The organism is Paenibacillus sp. sgz302191, from assembly GCF_057749925.1.
Map to the genome: position 1 here is coordinate 41,624 of NZ_JBYLHY010000032.1, position 16,222 is coordinate 57,845.

The window sequence follows — 16,222 nt, forward strand, 5'->3', positions numbered from 1 at the left end:
GAATTCTTAAGCACGGCCCATGAAGATAAATGCAAGAACCAGCGCAACGACCGGCATTGCCTCTACCAGACCGACCCCGATGAACATTGTAGTTTGAAGCGTACCGCGAAGTTCCGGTTGACGGGAAATACCTTCCAGTGCACGACCTACGATCAAACCGTTACCAATACCTGCACCAAGTGCCCCTAAACCAAATACAATACCTGCTGCGACTAATGCTAAAGCTCCCATTGAGAAAATCCTCCCTTAAATTGAGTAGTTTTTTATATAAAATGACTCGAGACTTCCCGAGGTAAGTCTTGCTGTTAATGCTCTTCTTCGTGAACGAGCGTTTGCGAGATGTAAACCATCGTCAGCATCGTAAATACGAATGCTTGAATCGCGCCTACGAACACACTGAAGCCCTGCCATACAAAGAGCGGCGCAATTCCAAACCAGCCTGCCCCGATGATGACAGATATCATAATTTCACCCGCATAAATGTTACCGTATAGCCGGAATGCAAGCGTAAGCGGCTTGGATACGACTTCAATCAAATGAAGGATCAGCATAGCCCCTTTGTACTCAAAGTAATGCGCGAAATAATGCTTCGTGTTGCGGGTTATCCCTAAGTAATGGCTCAAGAAGATAACGATAACGGTAAGCGCTCCGGTAACCGCGATGTCCGCTGTCGGAGACTTCCACCAGGAGACGTGATCCTCGGTAACAATCGAGAACGGAAGCCCCAGCATGTTGCCGATAAAGATATACATGATCAGCGACAGCCCCAGCGCAATAAACGGCTTGCCGTGCTTGGAACCGATCGTGCTTCCGATGATGCCTTCCACAAACTCGATGGCCCATTCCAAAAAGTTTTGCAATTTCGATGGATTCTCAACCGATGCTTTGCTGGCTCCGGCAATCGCAAGAATTAAGACAATAATGCTCGTAACTCCGATCATCAACAGCGCAGACGCATCGAAATGAATGCCCAACCATTCAAACCCCGGTGCATGATGTTCCATGTTTTCCATTTTCACCCCTTTCAACGATTGAAATTACTTCCCTGACCTCTTAATAGAAATAATACCCAATACGATTGTTGCCAATTGTGCGAAAAAGTATCCGACCACCGTCGTGGGTAATGCGACATGTTCCGGATATCGAATTGCGATAACTCCAGCCAAAGCTGCTATTGCCGCCCTTGTCAAAAAGCCGATAGGCCCTTTGCGCCCCTTCTTTTCAACTACAGTTTCCGTCAGCTTGCGGATTTTCCAGGCCAAGTATCTTGCATTGATCATGCTGGCCAAGGAGCCGAGCATCAATCCCGCAATGTAGGCTCTGTAATCCACGAGAAGGGCCCAAGCAGCCAAGCAAAAGGATAAGAAGAAGAGAAACACATTTTGAACCGTTTTCAGATGGGCTGAAAATTCATCCATCATAGCCCTCCGTACTGCTTTATCATGAAGTAAATGCTGACGACGCCAGCCGCTAGTCCAAGCAAAAATCCGGCAAGCAACCAGAGCTGTCCCCCAAGCATGTGACTCAGCCATTCGCCAAACCAATACCCGGCCAATAAACATACGACAAGATCGACACCGATTGCAGTAGTTAAGGCGGCTGCCCGCCACGGATTATCTTTGGGATCTGGCTTATTCATCGCATCCTCCTGGGAGCTTTCCGTTCGGAAAGCTTGCCTCGTAAGCCTAGGCTGAATCCTCATATATTGTATCGAAGCCATGCAAGGTTTGTCAATTGAAGTAACTTCTTGTGTTTCTTTCGCCAGAACGACCCAGAGCCTTACGGCTCTAGGGTTTGCCGATTTTCAAACCGAACAGTTCAACTGTACGCTGTAACGTTTGTCATCATTTTGTCACGGTTGAAAAGGCGCCGGCCGGTCGGAAGCTAGGCCAAAATGGTGCAGAATGGCCTGAACGATGCGCTGGGACGCTTTTCCATCCCCGTAAGGATTGGCCGCCTGGCTCATTTTATTGTACAAAGCGGCGTCTGTGAGCAGGGCTCTGGCACGCTCGTAAACCTGCTCCTCGTCCGTGCCGACAAGCTCCAAAGTGCCTGCGTCAATGCCTTCCGGACGCTCCGTCGTTTCGCGCAGCACCAGGGCCGGCACCCCGAATGACGGCGCTTCTTCCTGAATCCCTCCCGAGTCGGTAAGGATCATGTGCGTATGCGGATAAAAATTGTGCAATTCAAACACGTCAAGAGGCTCGATCAGCTTGATTCTCGGATGGTCGCCCAAAATTTCGTGGGCGGGCTCCTTCACGGCCGGACTCGGATGCACCGGATACACGATGGCGATGTCCGTGAACTCGTCGGCAATCCGCCGCACGGCGCGGAAAATTTGACGATGCGGTTCCCCCTGGGACTCCCTGCGGTGCGCCGTCATCAGAATCAGCTTGCGGCCGGCCGCCCATTCCAGAATCGGATGCTGAAAATCTTTTTGCACCGTGTATTGGAACACATCCGTTACGGTATTCCCCGTTATGTAGATGCGCTCTTCGGGCTTGTTCTCTTTGCGCAGGCTACTCGCCGACAAATCCGTCGGGGCAAAATGAAGATCGGAGAGAACGCCGGTCAACTGCCGGTTCATTTCTTCCGGATACGGCGACATTTTGTTCCACGTCCGCAGTCCCGCTTCCACATGGCCCACCTGAATTTGTTGGAGGAACGCGGCGTAGCTGCCGAGGAACGTAGTCAGAGTGTCGCCATGGACAAGGATCAAATCCGGCTTCGCCTCCCGGAAAACAGGCTCCAGCCCTTGCAGAACGCGGATCGTAATCTCGTTCAACGTTTGCCGGTCTTTCATCACGTTCAAATCGTAGTCGGGCTTGATTTTGAAAAGATCCAGCACTTGATCCAGAATCTCGCGGTGCTGCGCCGTTACGCACACGAGTGATTCGATATGTTCCGGATGTTTTTGCAGCTCCAGAACGAGCGGAGCCATTTTGATAGCCTCAGGTCTGGTGCCAAAAATCGTAATGACTTTCAAGCGTTTCATCGGTCTCTGTCTCCCTTTTGCTTATTTGGTCCCGAACAACCGGTCGCCTGCGTCTCCCAAGCCAGGCACGATGTAGCCGTGATCGTTCAAATAATCATCGACGGCGGCCACATAAATATCGACGTTCGGATGTTCGTTTTGCACGGCTTTAATCCCTTCCGGCGCCGCAATCAGGCACATCAGCTTGATTTGGGTGCAGCCTCTGCGCTTCAACACGTCGATAGCCGCATTGGCCGACCCGCCAGTAGCCAGCATCGGATCGATCACGATCAGCTCCCGCTCCTGAACGTCCGTCGGAAGCTTCACATAGTATTCGACAGGTTGAAGCGTATCCGGATCACGATAAAGTCCGATATGTCCGACTTTCGCCGCAGGAATCAGCTTGAGAATGCCGTCCACCATCCCGAGACCCGCCCGCAAAATCGGAATAAGACCGAGCATCCTCCCGGAAATGATGCGGCAATCGGCAGTCGTAACAGGCGTCTTCACTTGAATATGTTCAAGCGGAATATCTCTAGTAATCTCATAAGCCATTAAAGTGGCCACTTCATCAACGAGTTCGCGAAAATCTTTTGTTTTCGTATTTTCATCACGAATGTAGGTAAGTTTGTGCTGAATAAGCGGATGATCGCAGATGAATACTTTTCCCATGGGTTTCCTCCTAAGCGTTTTGCACGGCAAAACCTGCTTTGTAAGCGCGTATATCGACAATTACGCAAATCTTGTCTATTATATCATATGTTATCCAACTTATCTTCTGAAAAACCATTGGAACATTTCACAAATTTAATAAAAGAAAACAGGCAATTCGTCCCCCGCCGAGCTTCCGGTTCAGGTTGCGGTGCTGGAGTGGAGGCCGCGTTACTCCTTCCACCGGTTGCGGCACTGGCGTCGAGGCCACAAGGCGGTTTGGCAGAGAAAATGCCTGCAAAAATGCAGGTTTTTTCCGCATAAATGGTTCGTTTTGGCGAAAAGCCTGCGAAAGTGCAGGAATTTTCGATAAAAATGAACCAGAGCCCCTGTTCGCGGCGAAAAGCCTGCACAATTGCAGGAATTTTTCGTCACCGGCGTTTCAACCGGGAAAAAACTGTACTTTTGCAGGTTTTCCTCATACTAACAAGCAGATTGTGCGACCGGCTCTGGCGTGCAGGTTTCCGGGCATCATCAAAGAGCAAGTAGACCCGATTATTTTCATTCTTTAGGGTGACTTCTACGGCGTCCTGAGGGTTTGGGCAGGTTTTGCGGAGCACTCCGCCCCCGTAAACTTAAAAAAACCGACCCCGGCATCATCCGGAGTCGGTCGTTGCAGATCAAAATCAATTAATAGCTCAAACCTGGATAAAGCGGATATTGCGCCGTCAAATCCTTCACGATGCCGCGAGCTTGTTCGAGCGTCGCTTCGTCTTTAGGATTTTTAAGCGTAAGCGCGATGACTTTCGCGATCGTTTTCATCGCTTCTTCGCCCATGCCGCGGGAAGTCGCCGCAGGCGTGCCAACGCGGATGCCGCTTGTGATGAACGGGCTTGTCGGATCGAAAGGAATGGCATTTTTGTTCGCCGTAATGCCGATTTCGTCCAAAACATGCTCCGCGTCTTTACCGGTAATGTTCAGGCTGCGCAGATCGATCAGCATCAAATGGTTGTCGGTGCCGCCGGAAACGAGCTCGATGCCTTCCGCTTGCAGAGCTTCGGCCAGCGTTTTCGCGTTGTTGATGACGTTTTGCGCGTAAGTTTTGAATTCAGGCTGCAGCGCTTCGCCGAAAGATACGGCTTTTGCCGCGATCGTGTGCATCAAAGGTCCGCCCTGGGTGCCCGGGAATACGGCTTTGTCAATGGCGGCCGCCCACGACTTGCGGGTCAATATCATGCCGCCGCGGGGACCGCGAAGCGTTTTGTGCGTCGTAGTCGTTACGAAATGGGCGTGCGGCACCGGATTCGGATGCAAGCCTGCGGCAATCAGACCGGCGATGTGCGCCATGTCTACGAAGAACAATGCGCCTACGTCGTTCGCGATGGAAGCCAGCGCTTCAAAATCGATAATGCGCGAATATGCGCTCGCGCCGGCAACGAGCATGCGTGGCTTATGCTTGAATGCCGCTTTGCGGACTTCGTCGTAATCGATGCGGCCGTCTTTTTCGCTGACGCCGTAAGCGACGAAATTGTACAAAATGCCGGAAGCGTTCACCGGGCTGCCGTGCGTCAAATGACCGCCATGTGCCAGGTTCATGCCGAGAACAGTGTCTCCATGACTCAATGCGGCCAAATAAACGGCCATGTTCGCTTGCGCGCCTGAATGAGGCTGTACGTTCGCATGCTCGGCGCCAAACAGCTCTTTGGCGCGGTCGCGCGCGATATCTTCCACGATATCGACGTATTCACAGCCGCCGTAGTATCTTTTGCCCGGATAGCCTTCCGCGTATTTGTTCGTCAGAACCGTACCCATAGCTTCCATAACGGCTTCGCTGACGATGTTTTCGGATGCGATAAGCTCGATTTTGTCGCGTTGACGGCCCAGTTCCAAGTTCATCGCTTCTGCGATTTTCGGATCTTGCTTGCTTAAAAAGTTAGTAGACATGTTCAGTTTCCTCCCTGGTCTTCTTTGTATTTAAACGTACAAACGCAGCGAAACTAACAATCCGCTTTCGGAGACGCGGCAGCGTACTGCTGTTCGGCTGTCTCCTCCGAGTACACAGCCCGCATGCCGCCGATCAACTTCGGCCGCGTGTAAGCCATAGTCACATAGGCGTGGCCGATATTCCGCACCGGCGGACGAACCGGCACCGCGACACGGCGAAGGTGCATACCGATGAGCGTGCTGCCGATATCGATCCCGGCGTGAGCCTCAATCGTCTCGACGACTACGGGCCGGGCAAAATGGCGGTACGCATAGGACGCCATCGCGCCCCCGGCTTTCGGCACCGGAATGACGGACACCGGCTCCAGACGGGGATACAGCGCGAGCACGTCTTCCTCCAGCACGAGCGCGCGGTTCAGATGCTCGCAGCATTGAAATGCCGCGTGCAGCCCGAATTCCCGGCACACGCGCCCGGCCGCTTGAAAGATCGGCTCCGCCGCGTCCAGCGTCCCGGATGTGCCGATGCGATGCCCGAGTATTTCGCTCGTGCTGGTGCCGATGACAAGTAGCTGTCCGGGCTTCAACCCCCCTGCCCGAACCAGCTCACGCAGATTGGCTTCAACGGCTTCAGCAATCGTAGGCAGAATGGAATCAGTCATCGGATTCCCTCCCGCGGCTTACGGATGAAGCGCGAAGCGCTCTTCGATCTTTTGAACTTTACCGATGCGGTTCTGGTGGCGAACGCCTTGCGAAAATTCCGTTTCCAGCCAAATTTTCACGATTTCTTCGGCAACGCCAGGCCCGATGACGCGCTCGCCCATAGCCAATACGTTCGTATCGTTATGCTCGCGGGTCGCTTTGGCGGAGAACAGATCGTGAACGAGCGCGCAGCGGATTCCGGGAACTTTGTTGGCGGCAATCGACATGCCGATGCCTGTCCCGCAAATCAGGATGCCTTTATCCACTTCCCCGGCAACTACTTTCTCGCATACTTCCAGCGCATAATCCGGGTAATCGACGGAATCCGCGCAGCTGCAGCCGAGATCCAAAACCTGGTGGCCTAATGATTCGATAAAAGGAATGATGACATCTTTCAAACGATACCCTGCATGATCCGCACCCAATGCAATTTTCATCGGTAAACGCTCCTTTAAAATTCATTTGTCCTTCCTATTATAGCCCATTACCCACCGGAAAACGAAAAAAAGAGCAGGACACGCGAAAGTACGCGCGTTGCTCTTTTGCCCAGGCGACCGGCCGTATAACCCGATGCTCCATTGTGGTTAACCCCACTCGTCGCCAGTTACATCGAGTCTCAATCAATACGTCTATTTTATCGCATTCCGGCGTGCCTGTAAAGGTGATATCCGCGGGGCGGGTTCGCGCAGGCAAGGCAAGCCGATTCCGCCGGATCCGCTCCAAACCCGCTTTTCTAGGAATCAGTCCTAAGGGCCCAGCAAATTCGATCCGTTCTGCCGCTCGCGCAGCTTTTGCACCAGCTTATCCAGACATTGTCCGATTTCCTCGGCCGTTGCCCGGTAAATGTCTATGGAACCGCCGAACGGGTCGGAAATATCGTAATCGGGAATGCTTCTTTCCAGCTGCAAATACCGGCTTCTTTCTTCGGATGAAACCGTCTGAGCCAGCGCTTGTTTGAGCTGAATCTCGGCTGCAAGCCGTTCCCGCTCCTCCATCGCGCGCAGCACGTCCGGATTATCCTCCACGTACTCCTTGAGCGTATAAATTTTATCCACGGCATCCGGAAAACGCTGAACAACCGAACGCTTGTGGCCGACCGTCATCGTCAAAATCAAATCCGCCCACTGCACCTCGGCCTGCCCAATAAAAAGAGAGCTGATCTTGTCCCGGAAACCCGCTTCTTTCAAAATCGCGTCGCTGTTGTGAGAAATGGCCCCTCCCGTAACAGCGGATACGCCGGCGGAACGGACCTCGGCCGCTAGCCCTTCTTTTTGCACCTTGACCCGCAGCAAGCCCTCGGCCAATGGACTGCGGCACGTATTTCCCGTACAGACAAAAAGTATTCGCAACATGATCCCCTCCTCCTCCCCTTTATTGTATCACAGCAAAAATTTGATCCCAAATGCGAGCAAAATCAACCCGCCAAATGCCTCGCCGTACTCGCCGACCCAGTGTCCGACGCGTCTGCCTACGAGCAGGCCGCCAATCGACATCAGCGCTCCGAAGGCGCCGAATACAAGCACCGTCAGCACGATATCCGTAGCGAACATTCCCAGCGATACCCCCACCGAGAAAGAGTCTATACTTACGCTGAGCGCGAAAATAATAAGCCCCCACAAAGTACGGTGGTCGAAAGAGACGGCTTCCCCGCCGCGAAGCGAGCTGTATATCATATGGCACCCCAGCAAAGCCAGCAGGCAGCCCCCCGCAGCAGTAGCGACATGTCCCAGAAGAGAGCTGACGTAGTGCCCCATGAACATCCCCATTAAAGGCATAATAATATGAAAAATGCCGATAACGACGCTGATTTTGAGAATGTCGAGCAAGCGGACGCCCCTCATACCGATCCCTATCCCCAGGGAAAAAGCATCTAGTCCTAATGCAATCGCCATAATGATGATGGTAAGTAGCTGCCCAAGTGCAAAGGATGATGCGAGCATGCTGCAGTCCCCCTGTCCACGGTTTCTTTCCCAAGATATGCGGACAAACCGGGAATCATGCCAGCTATACTCGAACAAGCCGATGACCGGCCGCTTTGCGCAGACGATTCATAATCGCCTGGCCGATGCCGTCCTCCGGACAAGCCTCGGCATTAATATAACCAATGCCCTCTTCGTCAAAACGCCGCAAAGCGGCGTAAAGCTCCCGGGCGACCGTCTCTGGGCGAGACAAGCTGCCGCAGGCAATTACGAGATCGGCGCGATACTTTCCCGCATTTTCCTCATAGGTGAGGACGCCTGTCGACTCTCCCCGCTCCCGGGCAGCATCGATATCGCGCTGAATCCAGGCCGCCACATCATCCGGTGCGGCCCCTTGAACAATTTGCATACGGCCCTTCGGAGCGTAATGCGTGTATTTCATCCCCGGCGAACGCGGCGCTTCCGCTTCTTCGCTCCATGCTTCCTTCGCCGGTTCGTGCACTTGCACATCCGGCAGAACCGCCCGCAGCTGTTCCGCCGTCACGCCCCCCGGACGAAGAATGTACATCTCGTTATCGACGATCTCGATAACCGTCGATTCCACCCCGACTCCCGTAGGCCCGCCATCCAGCAAGCCGCCGATCCGGCCGTCCAGATCCTCCTTGACGTGGGATGCGGCGGTAGGGCTCGGTCTGCCCGAGCTGTTTGCGCTAGGAGCCGCAACAGGGCACCCGGCTTCCCGGAGCAGACGCAGCGCGACGGGATGGTCGGGAATCCGCACGCCCACCGTAGCAAGTCCCGCCGTCACAAGCGGCGAAATGCCGCCCGCTTCCACAGGCAGCACGATCGTTAGCGGTCCCGGCCAAAATGCCTCCATCAACAACCGGTGCCCGTAGGTGACAGCTGAATCCGCTACGAGGTTATCCAACTGCCGGATATCTGCAATATGAACGATCAACGGATTATCCGACGGGCGGCCTTTGGCTTGGAAAATACGCGCCACCGCTTCCGAGCTCGTAGCATCCGCGCCAAGCCCGTACACCGTTTCCGTCGGAAAAGCTACGGTGTCGCCGTCTCTAAGCAGCCGTGCGGCTTCGGCAATCGCGGCCTGTTCCTCCCGCGGCCCGCCGTCCGCATCCAATTTCCAATATATAGTCACATTAAGTTCCATCCTTACTGCGTGTTGTTCCGCCCATTTTCCGGCATCGGCATAAGATTTCGCCGCAACTTCCGATCAGCCGGGATCAGCTTGATCACTTGATCAGCCAAACCAGGATGCCGCTTTTTTGAGCATTTCCCATAAGAAAAATTTAACTTCCGGTTTCTGTTCTCCGGCCGAAGCCGACTTACCGTCAGGTGTATCGCCCGCACCGGCCTTTACCGCCGGTTTGCCGGCGGCCTGGCTTTTATCGGCAGCTTTGGCGGACGGCGCCTCTTTGCCGGAAGCGGCCTTCGCATCCGCCGGCTCCGTCTTGGCCACAACCTCGGCCGTAGTCGCCACCGCTTCTCCGGACACCGAGTCGACGAAGCACAGCGGAGGAAACAACACGCACCACCAATTCTGTCCCAATCCGCTCCCGATCGTCACGCGCAGCGCTTCGTAATCACCGGCCGGATAAACCGTATTGCCGTACAATTTTGTAGGAAAAGGAACGATGCCCAGCTCTACCGTATGCGAATAATCGTAGCCGCGCTCCCGGATCATCCGGCCGACCAATGCGTCGAATTCCGGCAAATGCGCCCTCACGACGGCTCTGGCCTCGTCCAGCGTATGCGGACCGACGACCCACTCCTGCATGCGGGCGATGATCGCATCGCGAATTTCGCGTTTAAGCGCCTGATCCGGCGCAGAGTCGGAATTGGCAAGAATGCGCAGCCGGATCGACTCTTTCGGGATTTCCGACGCCACGACCGCGGCATTCGTGCGATTGCCATCCCAGCTTGCAAGCAAAACGATAAGTGCAAAAGCCGTATACCATAAAAATTTATAAGAACGATTCACTCTCTTTACCATCTGGAAAAGCCCCTTTCCCTTCGCTTCTACCAGACAGTATGGGCAAAAATAAAAGGGGCTAAACCTAGCAATCTATTTAAAATTCGATAGAAAAATAGGATGAAAGAGAGAGGAACGGGATAGTCCCTCAATCCCGCTCCGGCGCACGGATCGCCAGAACGTGGCGATCGATGCCCGCGAGATCCGGCACTATGCGGATCTCGTCCCAATCGGCGGCTTCCCGCAGCATAGACGCCACGTCCTGCGCCTGCCGGATGCCGACCTCGAACCCGACCACGGCCGGGATTCGCGGCAGCAGCGGCAGCTGCCCGATCATGCGGCGGTACAGGTCCAGCCCGTCCGGACCGCCGAACAAAGCCGTGTGCGGCTCATACAGCCGCACCTCGGGCATCAGCGCCGGAAGGTCGCTGTCCGGGATATACGGTGGGTTCGACACCAGTATATCCGGCGCCAGACGGCGCTCGATATAAGGCTCGAGGAGATCGCCCTCGAGCCACTCCACGCGCGCGGCCACGCCGTGCCGCCGCGCGTTCGCGCAGGCCATCTCCAGCGCCGCCGCGGAGATGTCGCTGGCCGCCACGCGCCACGCAGGGCGCGCGTGGGCGACCGTCACCGGGATCGCGCCGCTCCCGGTGCCTACGTCCGCAAGGAGCGGCGCGCCTTGCGGGAACAGCCGCGAGCCCTCATGCAGCACGGCTTCCACGAGGAGCTCGGTCTCCGGCCGCGGAATCAGCACCGCGCCGCTAACGGCAAAAGGAAGGCCGAAAAACTCCTGCTCGCCGGTGATATACTGCACCGGCTCGCCCGTGGCCTTCCTGGCAACGAGCTGGCTCCAGCGGTCCGCCAGCTCCGGCGGCAGCTGCTCCTGCCAGCCCAGGAGCAGCTCGGTCCGGCTCCAGCCCAGCAGGTGCTGGAGCAGCAGCTCGGCGCAGGCGGCGGCTTCCGCCACGCCCTGCGCCGCCAAAAAAGAAGAAGCCTCTGCATAGGCTTCTCTAATCGTCTTCGCAGTCGGCATCACATCGCCTGCTCCCCTTTTTCCAGCAGCTCGGACTGGGATGCGATCGTGAGCGCCGACACGATTTCGTCCATGTCGCCGCCGAGCACGGAATCCAGCCGGTGCAGCGTCAAGCCGATCCGGTGATCCGTAATCCGGCTTTGCGGGAAGTTGTAAGTCCGGATGCGCTCGCTGCGGTCCCCGGTGCCGACTTTGCTTTTTCGCTCGCCGGCGTATTTTGCTTCCTCTTCCTCGCGCATCTTGTCGTAAATCCGGGTGCGCAGCACTTGCAGCGCCTTTTCCTTGTTCGAGTTCTGCGATTTGCCGTCCTGGCAAGTCGCCACAATCCCCGTCGGGATGTGCGTCACGCGCACCGCCGACTTGGTCGTGTTGACCGACTGCCCGCCCGCTCCGCTGGAGCAGAACGTATCGACGCGGATATCGTTGTCGCTGATGTCGATCTCCACTTCTTCCGCCTCCGGCATCACGACCACCGTCGAAGTCGACGTGTGAATCCGCCCGCCGGACTCCGTTGTAGGAATGCGCTGCACACGGTGCGCGCCGCTCTCGAACTTCATCTTGCTGTAGGCGCCTTTGCCGGTGATCATGAAGATGATCTCCTTAAAGCCGCCCAAATCGTTCAAGCTGGCGTCGAGCACTTCGGTCTTCCATCCTTGCCCATCGGCGTAGCGCGTGTACATGCGGTACAAATCCGAAGCGAACAAAGCCGCTTCGTCGCCGCCTGCGGCGCCGCGGATTTCCACGATCACGTTCTTATCGTCGTTGGGGTCCTTCGGCATCATGAGAATTTTGAGCTGTTCCTCCAACTGCGCGGATTGCTCCGTAAGTTCATCGATCTCCATTTTGACCATTTCACGCATCTCGTCGTCCAGTTTCTCGTTCTGCATGATTTTGGCTTCTTCGAGCTGTTCCGTCACACTTTTGTATTGAATATAAGCGTCGTACGCTTCCTGCAGATCGGATTGCTCCTTGGAGTACTCTCTGAGCTTCTTCGTATCGCTGGTAACATCAGGATCGCACAGCAGCTCGCTTAATTTCTCATAGCGATCCGCCAGTGCCTGAAGTCGATCTAACATTTCGGATCACTCCTTTTTATCGATTTTCTTTTATTTTAAACGTTAAAGCGGAAATGCATAACATCTCCATCCTGCACGACGTACTCTTTGCCTTCCAGACGAAGCTGGCCTTTTTCCTTCGCTCCGTTCATCGAACCCGCCGCGGTAAGATCATCGTAGGAGACTACTTCCGCGCGGATAAAGCCGCGTTCGAAATCCGAGTGAATCACGCCGGCCGCCTGCGGGGCTTTCATCCCCTTGCGGATCGTCCATGCCCGTACTTCCTGCACGCCGGCCGTAAAATACGTATATAAACCGAGCAGCTTGTAAGCCGCTTTAATCAATCTATTCAAGCCGGACTCCTTAAGTCCCAGCTCTTCGAGGAACATCGCCTTCTCCTCGTCCTCCAGCTCGGCGATTTCCGATTCCACCTTCGCGCTGATCGGCACAACCTCGGCATTTTCCTGAGCGGCAAATTCCTTCACCTTTTGCACGTACGGGTTGTCGTCGGCGGAAGCCACATCTTCCTCGCTCACGTTAGCCGCGTACAGAACCGGCTTCATCGTCAGCAAATGAAGATCGCGCACAATCAGCTTCTCCTCATCGCTCAGATCCAGGCTGCGCGCCGGCTTATCTGCATACAGCGCTTCTTTGATGCGCTCCAGGCATTCCACTTCCGCGACATATTTCTTGTCGCCGCCCTTCAGGTTTTTGCGGGAGCGCTCGATGCGTTTTTCCACCGAATCCAGATCGGCCAAAATCAGTTCGAGGTTAATCGTCTCGATATCGCCGATAGGATCGACTTTTCCGGATACGTGCGTAATATTTTCGTCCACAAAGCAGCGCACGACATGCACGATCGCGTCGACTTCGCGGATATGCGCCAAAAATTTATTTCCCAGACCCTCGCCTTTGCTCGCGCCCTTGACCAGACCCGCAATGTCGACGAATTCGAAGGCGGTCGGGACGATGTTCTTCGGCTCTACGATCTCGACCAGCCGCTGCATTCTTTCGTCCGGCACTTCCACGACTCCGACATTCGGATCGATCGTGCAGAACGGATAATTCGCAGATTCCGCACCCGCCTGTGTAATTGCGTTAAACAAAGTCGATTTGCCTACGTTCGGCAGACCGACCACTCCGCAAGAGAGACCCATTTATATTCACTACTCCTTGATAGTCATTTTGTCAAATTCTTAAATCATTATATATTAGTCCACGCCTAATGTCACTTATCTGAAGAGACTTCCGCAAGCGAAAAAACCGCTTAATTACTCTCAAACTGCCCAAAAACCCCCGCGTCAGAGGCGATAGCCACAATCTGCCTGTCTGTACGATAAAAAAACTGCAAAAATACATGAATTTGCGTCCTTGATAGCTAGCTATGAAGAATTCCTGCAAAAGTGCAGGCTTTTCACCTAACATATGGACTCAGATTTACTTTCAGCGGAAATTCCTGCGCTTTTGCAGGTTTTTCGCCAAAATAGGCCAATTTCTCAAAAAAACCTGCACTTTCGCAGGTTTTCTCCCAGCCAAACTGTCTCCTGTCCAGTTGTATAGTTCCACGACCGACACTGGGAGAGACGGCGCCCATGCCAATTATTTGTCCGATTCTTGCGGTCCAAGAGCTCCGGCCGGATCGCCGCCGCGGTGCAAACGGTCGTAGAACCAAAGGTAACCAAGCAGGCAAACAGGCAGCGCATATTCGACGCCAAGTATAGCCCAAGTGAGAAATTGATCCATCTTGTGGCTCTGATTGAAGGTCGGCATAAAAAAACACGTCCCGACGGCAACAAGCAGCCAGAGCAGGCGAAAATGACTGCGGTGATCCTGCTTCCCAAACAGCCAGCTTGTACAAAATACGCTTAAGTAAAAAGTAGGTATCCATGATAATGAAAACATGAATAAATAAAACGAGATAAACAACACTTCGATTCGTTCGATAAACTTAAACTCGATGGCTTTCAGGATGTTGACCACCGGTTCATTGTACTCTTTCATTTCGTAAGGACTGTAGTACACGAAACAGATGATCGTGACGGACAAAAATATGAGCATCGTCAATGTGTTGGATGCAAGAACACCGACATAAGCCCTTTGCTTGTTCGTCAAAAACGGGTACATCATCATCGTTATGCCAAATCCCCCGAAGGAAATGAATGTTGCTCGAAACGCCGAGAAAACGGGTTTCCAGCCTTCCTTAAGAACCGGCAGAAGATAGATCCAGTGGGCGTCCTTGAGCGGAGGCAGGTAGGCAAACGGAATCCACAAGGAAATAAAAAAAACAAGCTCCGCATATCTCCCCGTAATCCGCAGTCCGCTGCGCGCAACAACATAAGTGGGGATGAGCAGCAAAAGCATGACGAGAAAGGGCGGAGTTTGCGGCAAAAGCCACTGGTTCGTATAAAGAACGAGCCTTGTAATCCCTACATATCCATAAAAAAAGAAATAGAAGGCAAACAAGATGCTCCCCGCGTTGCCCGCCCATTTGCCCATGTATCGCGTCAACAGATCGAGCAAGGTCCCGTCAGGGTATTTCTTCATGATCCGGACCATAACCAGGCTCGCCGACGTCGAGAATATCCAGCCGATAATAAGGCCGATCCAGCCGTCCGTACCTGCCCGCTGAGCCAGCAATTGCGGCAAATTCAACAAACCCACGCCCACTTGAACGCCGGAACTGATGCAAATAAACTGCATGAGCGTGATTTCATTAAACGCATATTTTTTCAATGTCCATCACCCTCCGGACGGTTTTGAGCGCTGATTGGGGTTCGCCAAACGTTTATTTCACAGGTCCCATAGCTCTTAACGTTACTTTTACCGAAACATGAATGTCCGCCTGGGCCAGCGCTTCGCCCCAATGATCCTGAACCTTCTTATACTGCTGATACTCATACGCACGGGCATAGAGTCCAAGTCCGATCGGATCGATTGCATACTTTTGGAATTTCTTTACAACGGTTTCAAGCTGCTTTTGTATCTGTTTGGAAACAATTTGTTCCAGCTCTTTTCCTTTCTCCTGAATATCGTAAGGAAATAATTTCTCCGTTACTCCGATTAACATGTTGACGTTCAAATTGAATTGAAATTTGTCCTGACGGTAGGCAACCTTTGTTTTCGTCTTTACTTTATCGGCGGAAAAACTTAACTTGTCGGTCGCGAACGCATCCGTTGACGTTTCTCCGGGAATCGCCAGCGTCAAGCTGACGGCCTTTTTCGCCCGGTTTTGCAATATTCGCAGCAAGACGGTTTCCGAAGCGTCCAGTGAAGCGACATATTTGCCCTTATGATTCAGAAGCGCCGTTCCGCGAAGCGCAACTTCATTCTTATTCAATTCGATTTTGGCAATGCTAGGAGTTATCCCTTTTTCAAACATTTGCCGGTGCAGCTCTTGCACTGTCGTCTTCACTGTTTCCGAACGGGCGTCCTTCGTGTCGACCATCCCCCGCAGCAGTAAAGGCAGCATCGGCTGATCCTTCGGATTCAAATAAATGATCTCGGAAAGAGGTCCGTCGAAATAAAGGACCCTGTCGGCTACCGTATTTTTCGAATCGCGAAAAAGGACGTCCGTCATCGTGAACCAGTCCTCATGCTTCAGAAGGCGTTTGCCGACAACGAACACCTGGTAGTTCTTGCCTGTGAAAACGCCTGACGAATGGGCGTCCTGCCCGGCTCTCGACTCGCGAAACGTTGGCGCTTTAGCTTTGGTTTCCCGGCTCTTCTTCTTGACATTTTTGCTGAACACCGGAAAAGTCGAGTACATGACAGGATTATTGTCCGGATCGAGGTCCAAGCCGAGCGCAAGGGGGAGATTGGCGTCTTCCATATCCAGACGGTCGGAGCATCCCGGCATCATGACGAAGGCTATGGCAATAGCGATAAGCCTGATATACAGTGAACGCTTGATCATAAGCATCTCCTCCACTCAATCGTTCTTGCGCCCTGTCA

Annotated in this window: 18 protein-coding genes and 1 riboswitch; all 18 genes read right to left on the reverse strand. The window is 53.8% G+C overall.

From position 1 onward, the window contains the following. Positions 1-6: 6 nt before the first annotated feature. The 18 genes from atpE to AC3G2T_RS32005 all read right to left on the reverse strand — a co-directional run bounded on the left by atpE (position 7) and on the right by AC3G2T_RS32005 (position 16,184). Entirely contained in the window at positions 7-231 is a 225-nt protein-coding gene (atpE, locus tag AC3G2T_RS31920) for a F0F1 ATP synthase subunit C (protein WP_474686761.1), read from the reverse strand. A 74-nt stretch (positions 232-305) separates the two neighbouring features. Beyond that, positions 306-1,004 carry a F0F1 ATP synthase subunit A gene (gene atpB, locus AC3G2T_RS31925; protein WP_488438032.1) on the reverse strand — a complete coding sequence of 233 codons (699 nt, stop codon included), beginning with the start codon at positions 1,002-1,004 and terminating at the stop codon, positions 306-308. A 33-nt stretch (positions 1,005-1,037) separates the two neighbouring features. Then, the gene (locus AC3G2T_RS31930) at positions 1,038-1,421 is read right to left on the reverse strand and encodes an ATP synthase subunit I (RefSeq protein ID WP_474686759.1); all 384 of its coding nucleotides are present in this window, start codon (positions 1,419-1,421) and stop codon (positions 1,038-1,040) included. Further along, positions 1,418-1,639, reverse strand: coding sequence for an AtpZ/AtpI family protein (locus AC3G2T_RS31935; RefSeq protein WP_488438033.1), 222 nt, complete (start codon positions 1,637-1,639; stop codon positions 1,418-1,420). The genes AC3G2T_RS31930 and AC3G2T_RS31935 overlap by 4 nt, the downstream gene beginning before the upstream one ends. 213 nt (positions 1,640-1,852) lie before the next feature. Further along, positions 1,853-2,995: a non-hydrolyzing UDP-N-acetylglucosamine 2-epimerase gene (gene wecB, locus AC3G2T_RS31940; protein WP_474686757.1), complete on the reverse strand. Its 1,143-nt coding sequence runs from the start codon at positions 2,993-2,995 to the stop codon at positions 1,853-1,855. A gap of 21 nt (positions 2,996-3,016) precedes the next feature. Continuing rightward, complete coding sequence (gene upp, locus AC3G2T_RS31945) at positions 3,017-3,646, reverse strand: uracil phosphoribosyltransferase (RefSeq protein WP_474686756.1); 630 nt, start codon at positions 3,644-3,646, stop codon at positions 3,017-3,019. Positions 3,647-4,315: 669 nt separating this feature from the next. Beyond that, positions 4,316-5,569 carry a serine hydroxymethyltransferase gene (gene glyA, locus AC3G2T_RS31950; protein ID WP_474686755.1) on the reverse strand — a complete coding sequence of 418 codons (1,254 nt, stop codon included), beginning with the start codon at positions 5,567-5,569 and terminating at the stop codon, positions 4,316-4,318. Positions 5,570-5,622: 53 nt separating this feature from the next. After that, the gene (locus AC3G2T_RS31955; protein WP_488438034.1) at positions 5,623-6,228 is read right to left on the reverse strand and encodes a TIGR01440 family protein; all 606 of its coding nucleotides are present in this window, start codon (positions 6,226-6,228) and stop codon (positions 5,623-5,625) included. 18 nt (positions 6,229-6,246) lie between these two features. Beyond that, a complete protein-coding gene (gene rpiB, locus AC3G2T_RS31960; RefSeq protein ID WP_488438035.1) occupies positions 6,247-6,705 on the reverse strand; it encodes a ribose 5-phosphate isomerase B in 459 nt (152 codons plus the stop codon). A 100-nt stretch (positions 6,706-6,805) separates the two neighbouring features. After that, positions 6,806-6,886: riboswitch (ZMP/ZTP riboswitch) on the reverse strand. Between the two features lie 128 nt (positions 6,887-7,014). Beyond that, positions 7,015-7,620, reverse strand: coding sequence for a low molecular weight protein arginine phosphatase (locus AC3G2T_RS31965; RefSeq protein WP_488438036.1), 606 nt, complete (start codon positions 7,618-7,620; stop codon positions 7,015-7,017). Between the two features lie 27 nt (positions 7,621-7,647). Beyond that, positions 7,648-8,208, reverse strand: a complete 561-nt coding sequence (locus AC3G2T_RS31970) for a manganese efflux pump MntP (RefSeq protein ID WP_474686751.1) — start codon at positions 8,206-8,208, stop codon at positions 7,648-7,650. Between the two features lie 64 nt (positions 8,209-8,272). After that, the gene (locus tag AC3G2T_RS31975) at positions 8,273-9,358 is read right to left on the reverse strand and encodes an L-threonylcarbamoyladenylate synthase (RefSeq protein WP_488438037.1); all 1,086 of its coding nucleotides are present in this window, start codon (positions 9,356-9,358) and stop codon (positions 8,273-8,275) included. Between the two features lie 90 nt (positions 9,359-9,448). Next, on the reverse strand, positions 9,449-10,201 hold the full coding sequence (gene spoIIR / locus AC3G2T_RS31980) for a stage II sporulation protein R (RefSeq protein WP_488438038.1): 753 nt from the start codon (positions 10,199-10,201) through the stop codon (positions 9,449-9,451). Positions 10,202-10,328: 127 nt separating this feature from the next. Continuing rightward, positions 10,329-11,216 carry a peptide chain release factor N(5)-glutamine methyltransferase gene (gene prmC / locus AC3G2T_RS31985; RefSeq protein ID WP_488438039.1) on the reverse strand — a complete coding sequence of 296 codons (888 nt, stop codon included), beginning with the start codon at positions 11,214-11,216 and terminating at the stop codon, positions 10,329-10,331. After that, positions 11,216-12,292: a peptide chain release factor 1 gene (gene prfA / locus AC3G2T_RS31990; protein ID WP_488438040.1), complete on the reverse strand. Its 1,077-nt coding sequence runs from the start codon at positions 12,290-12,292 to the stop codon at positions 11,216-11,218. The genes prmC and prfA overlap by 1 nt, the downstream gene beginning before the upstream one ends. A 35-nt stretch (positions 12,293-12,327) precedes the next feature. After that, entirely contained in the window at positions 12,328-13,428 is a 1,101-nt protein-coding gene (gene ychF, locus AC3G2T_RS31995; protein WP_488438041.1) for a redox-regulated ATPase YchF, read from the reverse strand. 442 nt (positions 13,429-13,870) lie between these two features. Continuing rightward, positions 13,871-15,004 (reverse strand): GerAB/ArcD/ProY family transporter, encoded by a 1,134-nt coding sequence (locus AC3G2T_RS32000; protein ID WP_474686744.1) that lies wholly within the window; start codon positions 15,002-15,004, stop codon positions 13,871-13,873. 52 nt (positions 15,005-15,056) lie between these two features. Further along, positions 15,057-16,184, reverse strand: coding sequence for a Ger(x)C family spore germination protein (locus AC3G2T_RS32005; protein ID WP_474686743.1), 1,128 nt, complete (start codon positions 16,182-16,184; stop codon positions 15,057-15,059). Positions 16,185-16,222 lie beyond the last annotated feature (38 nt).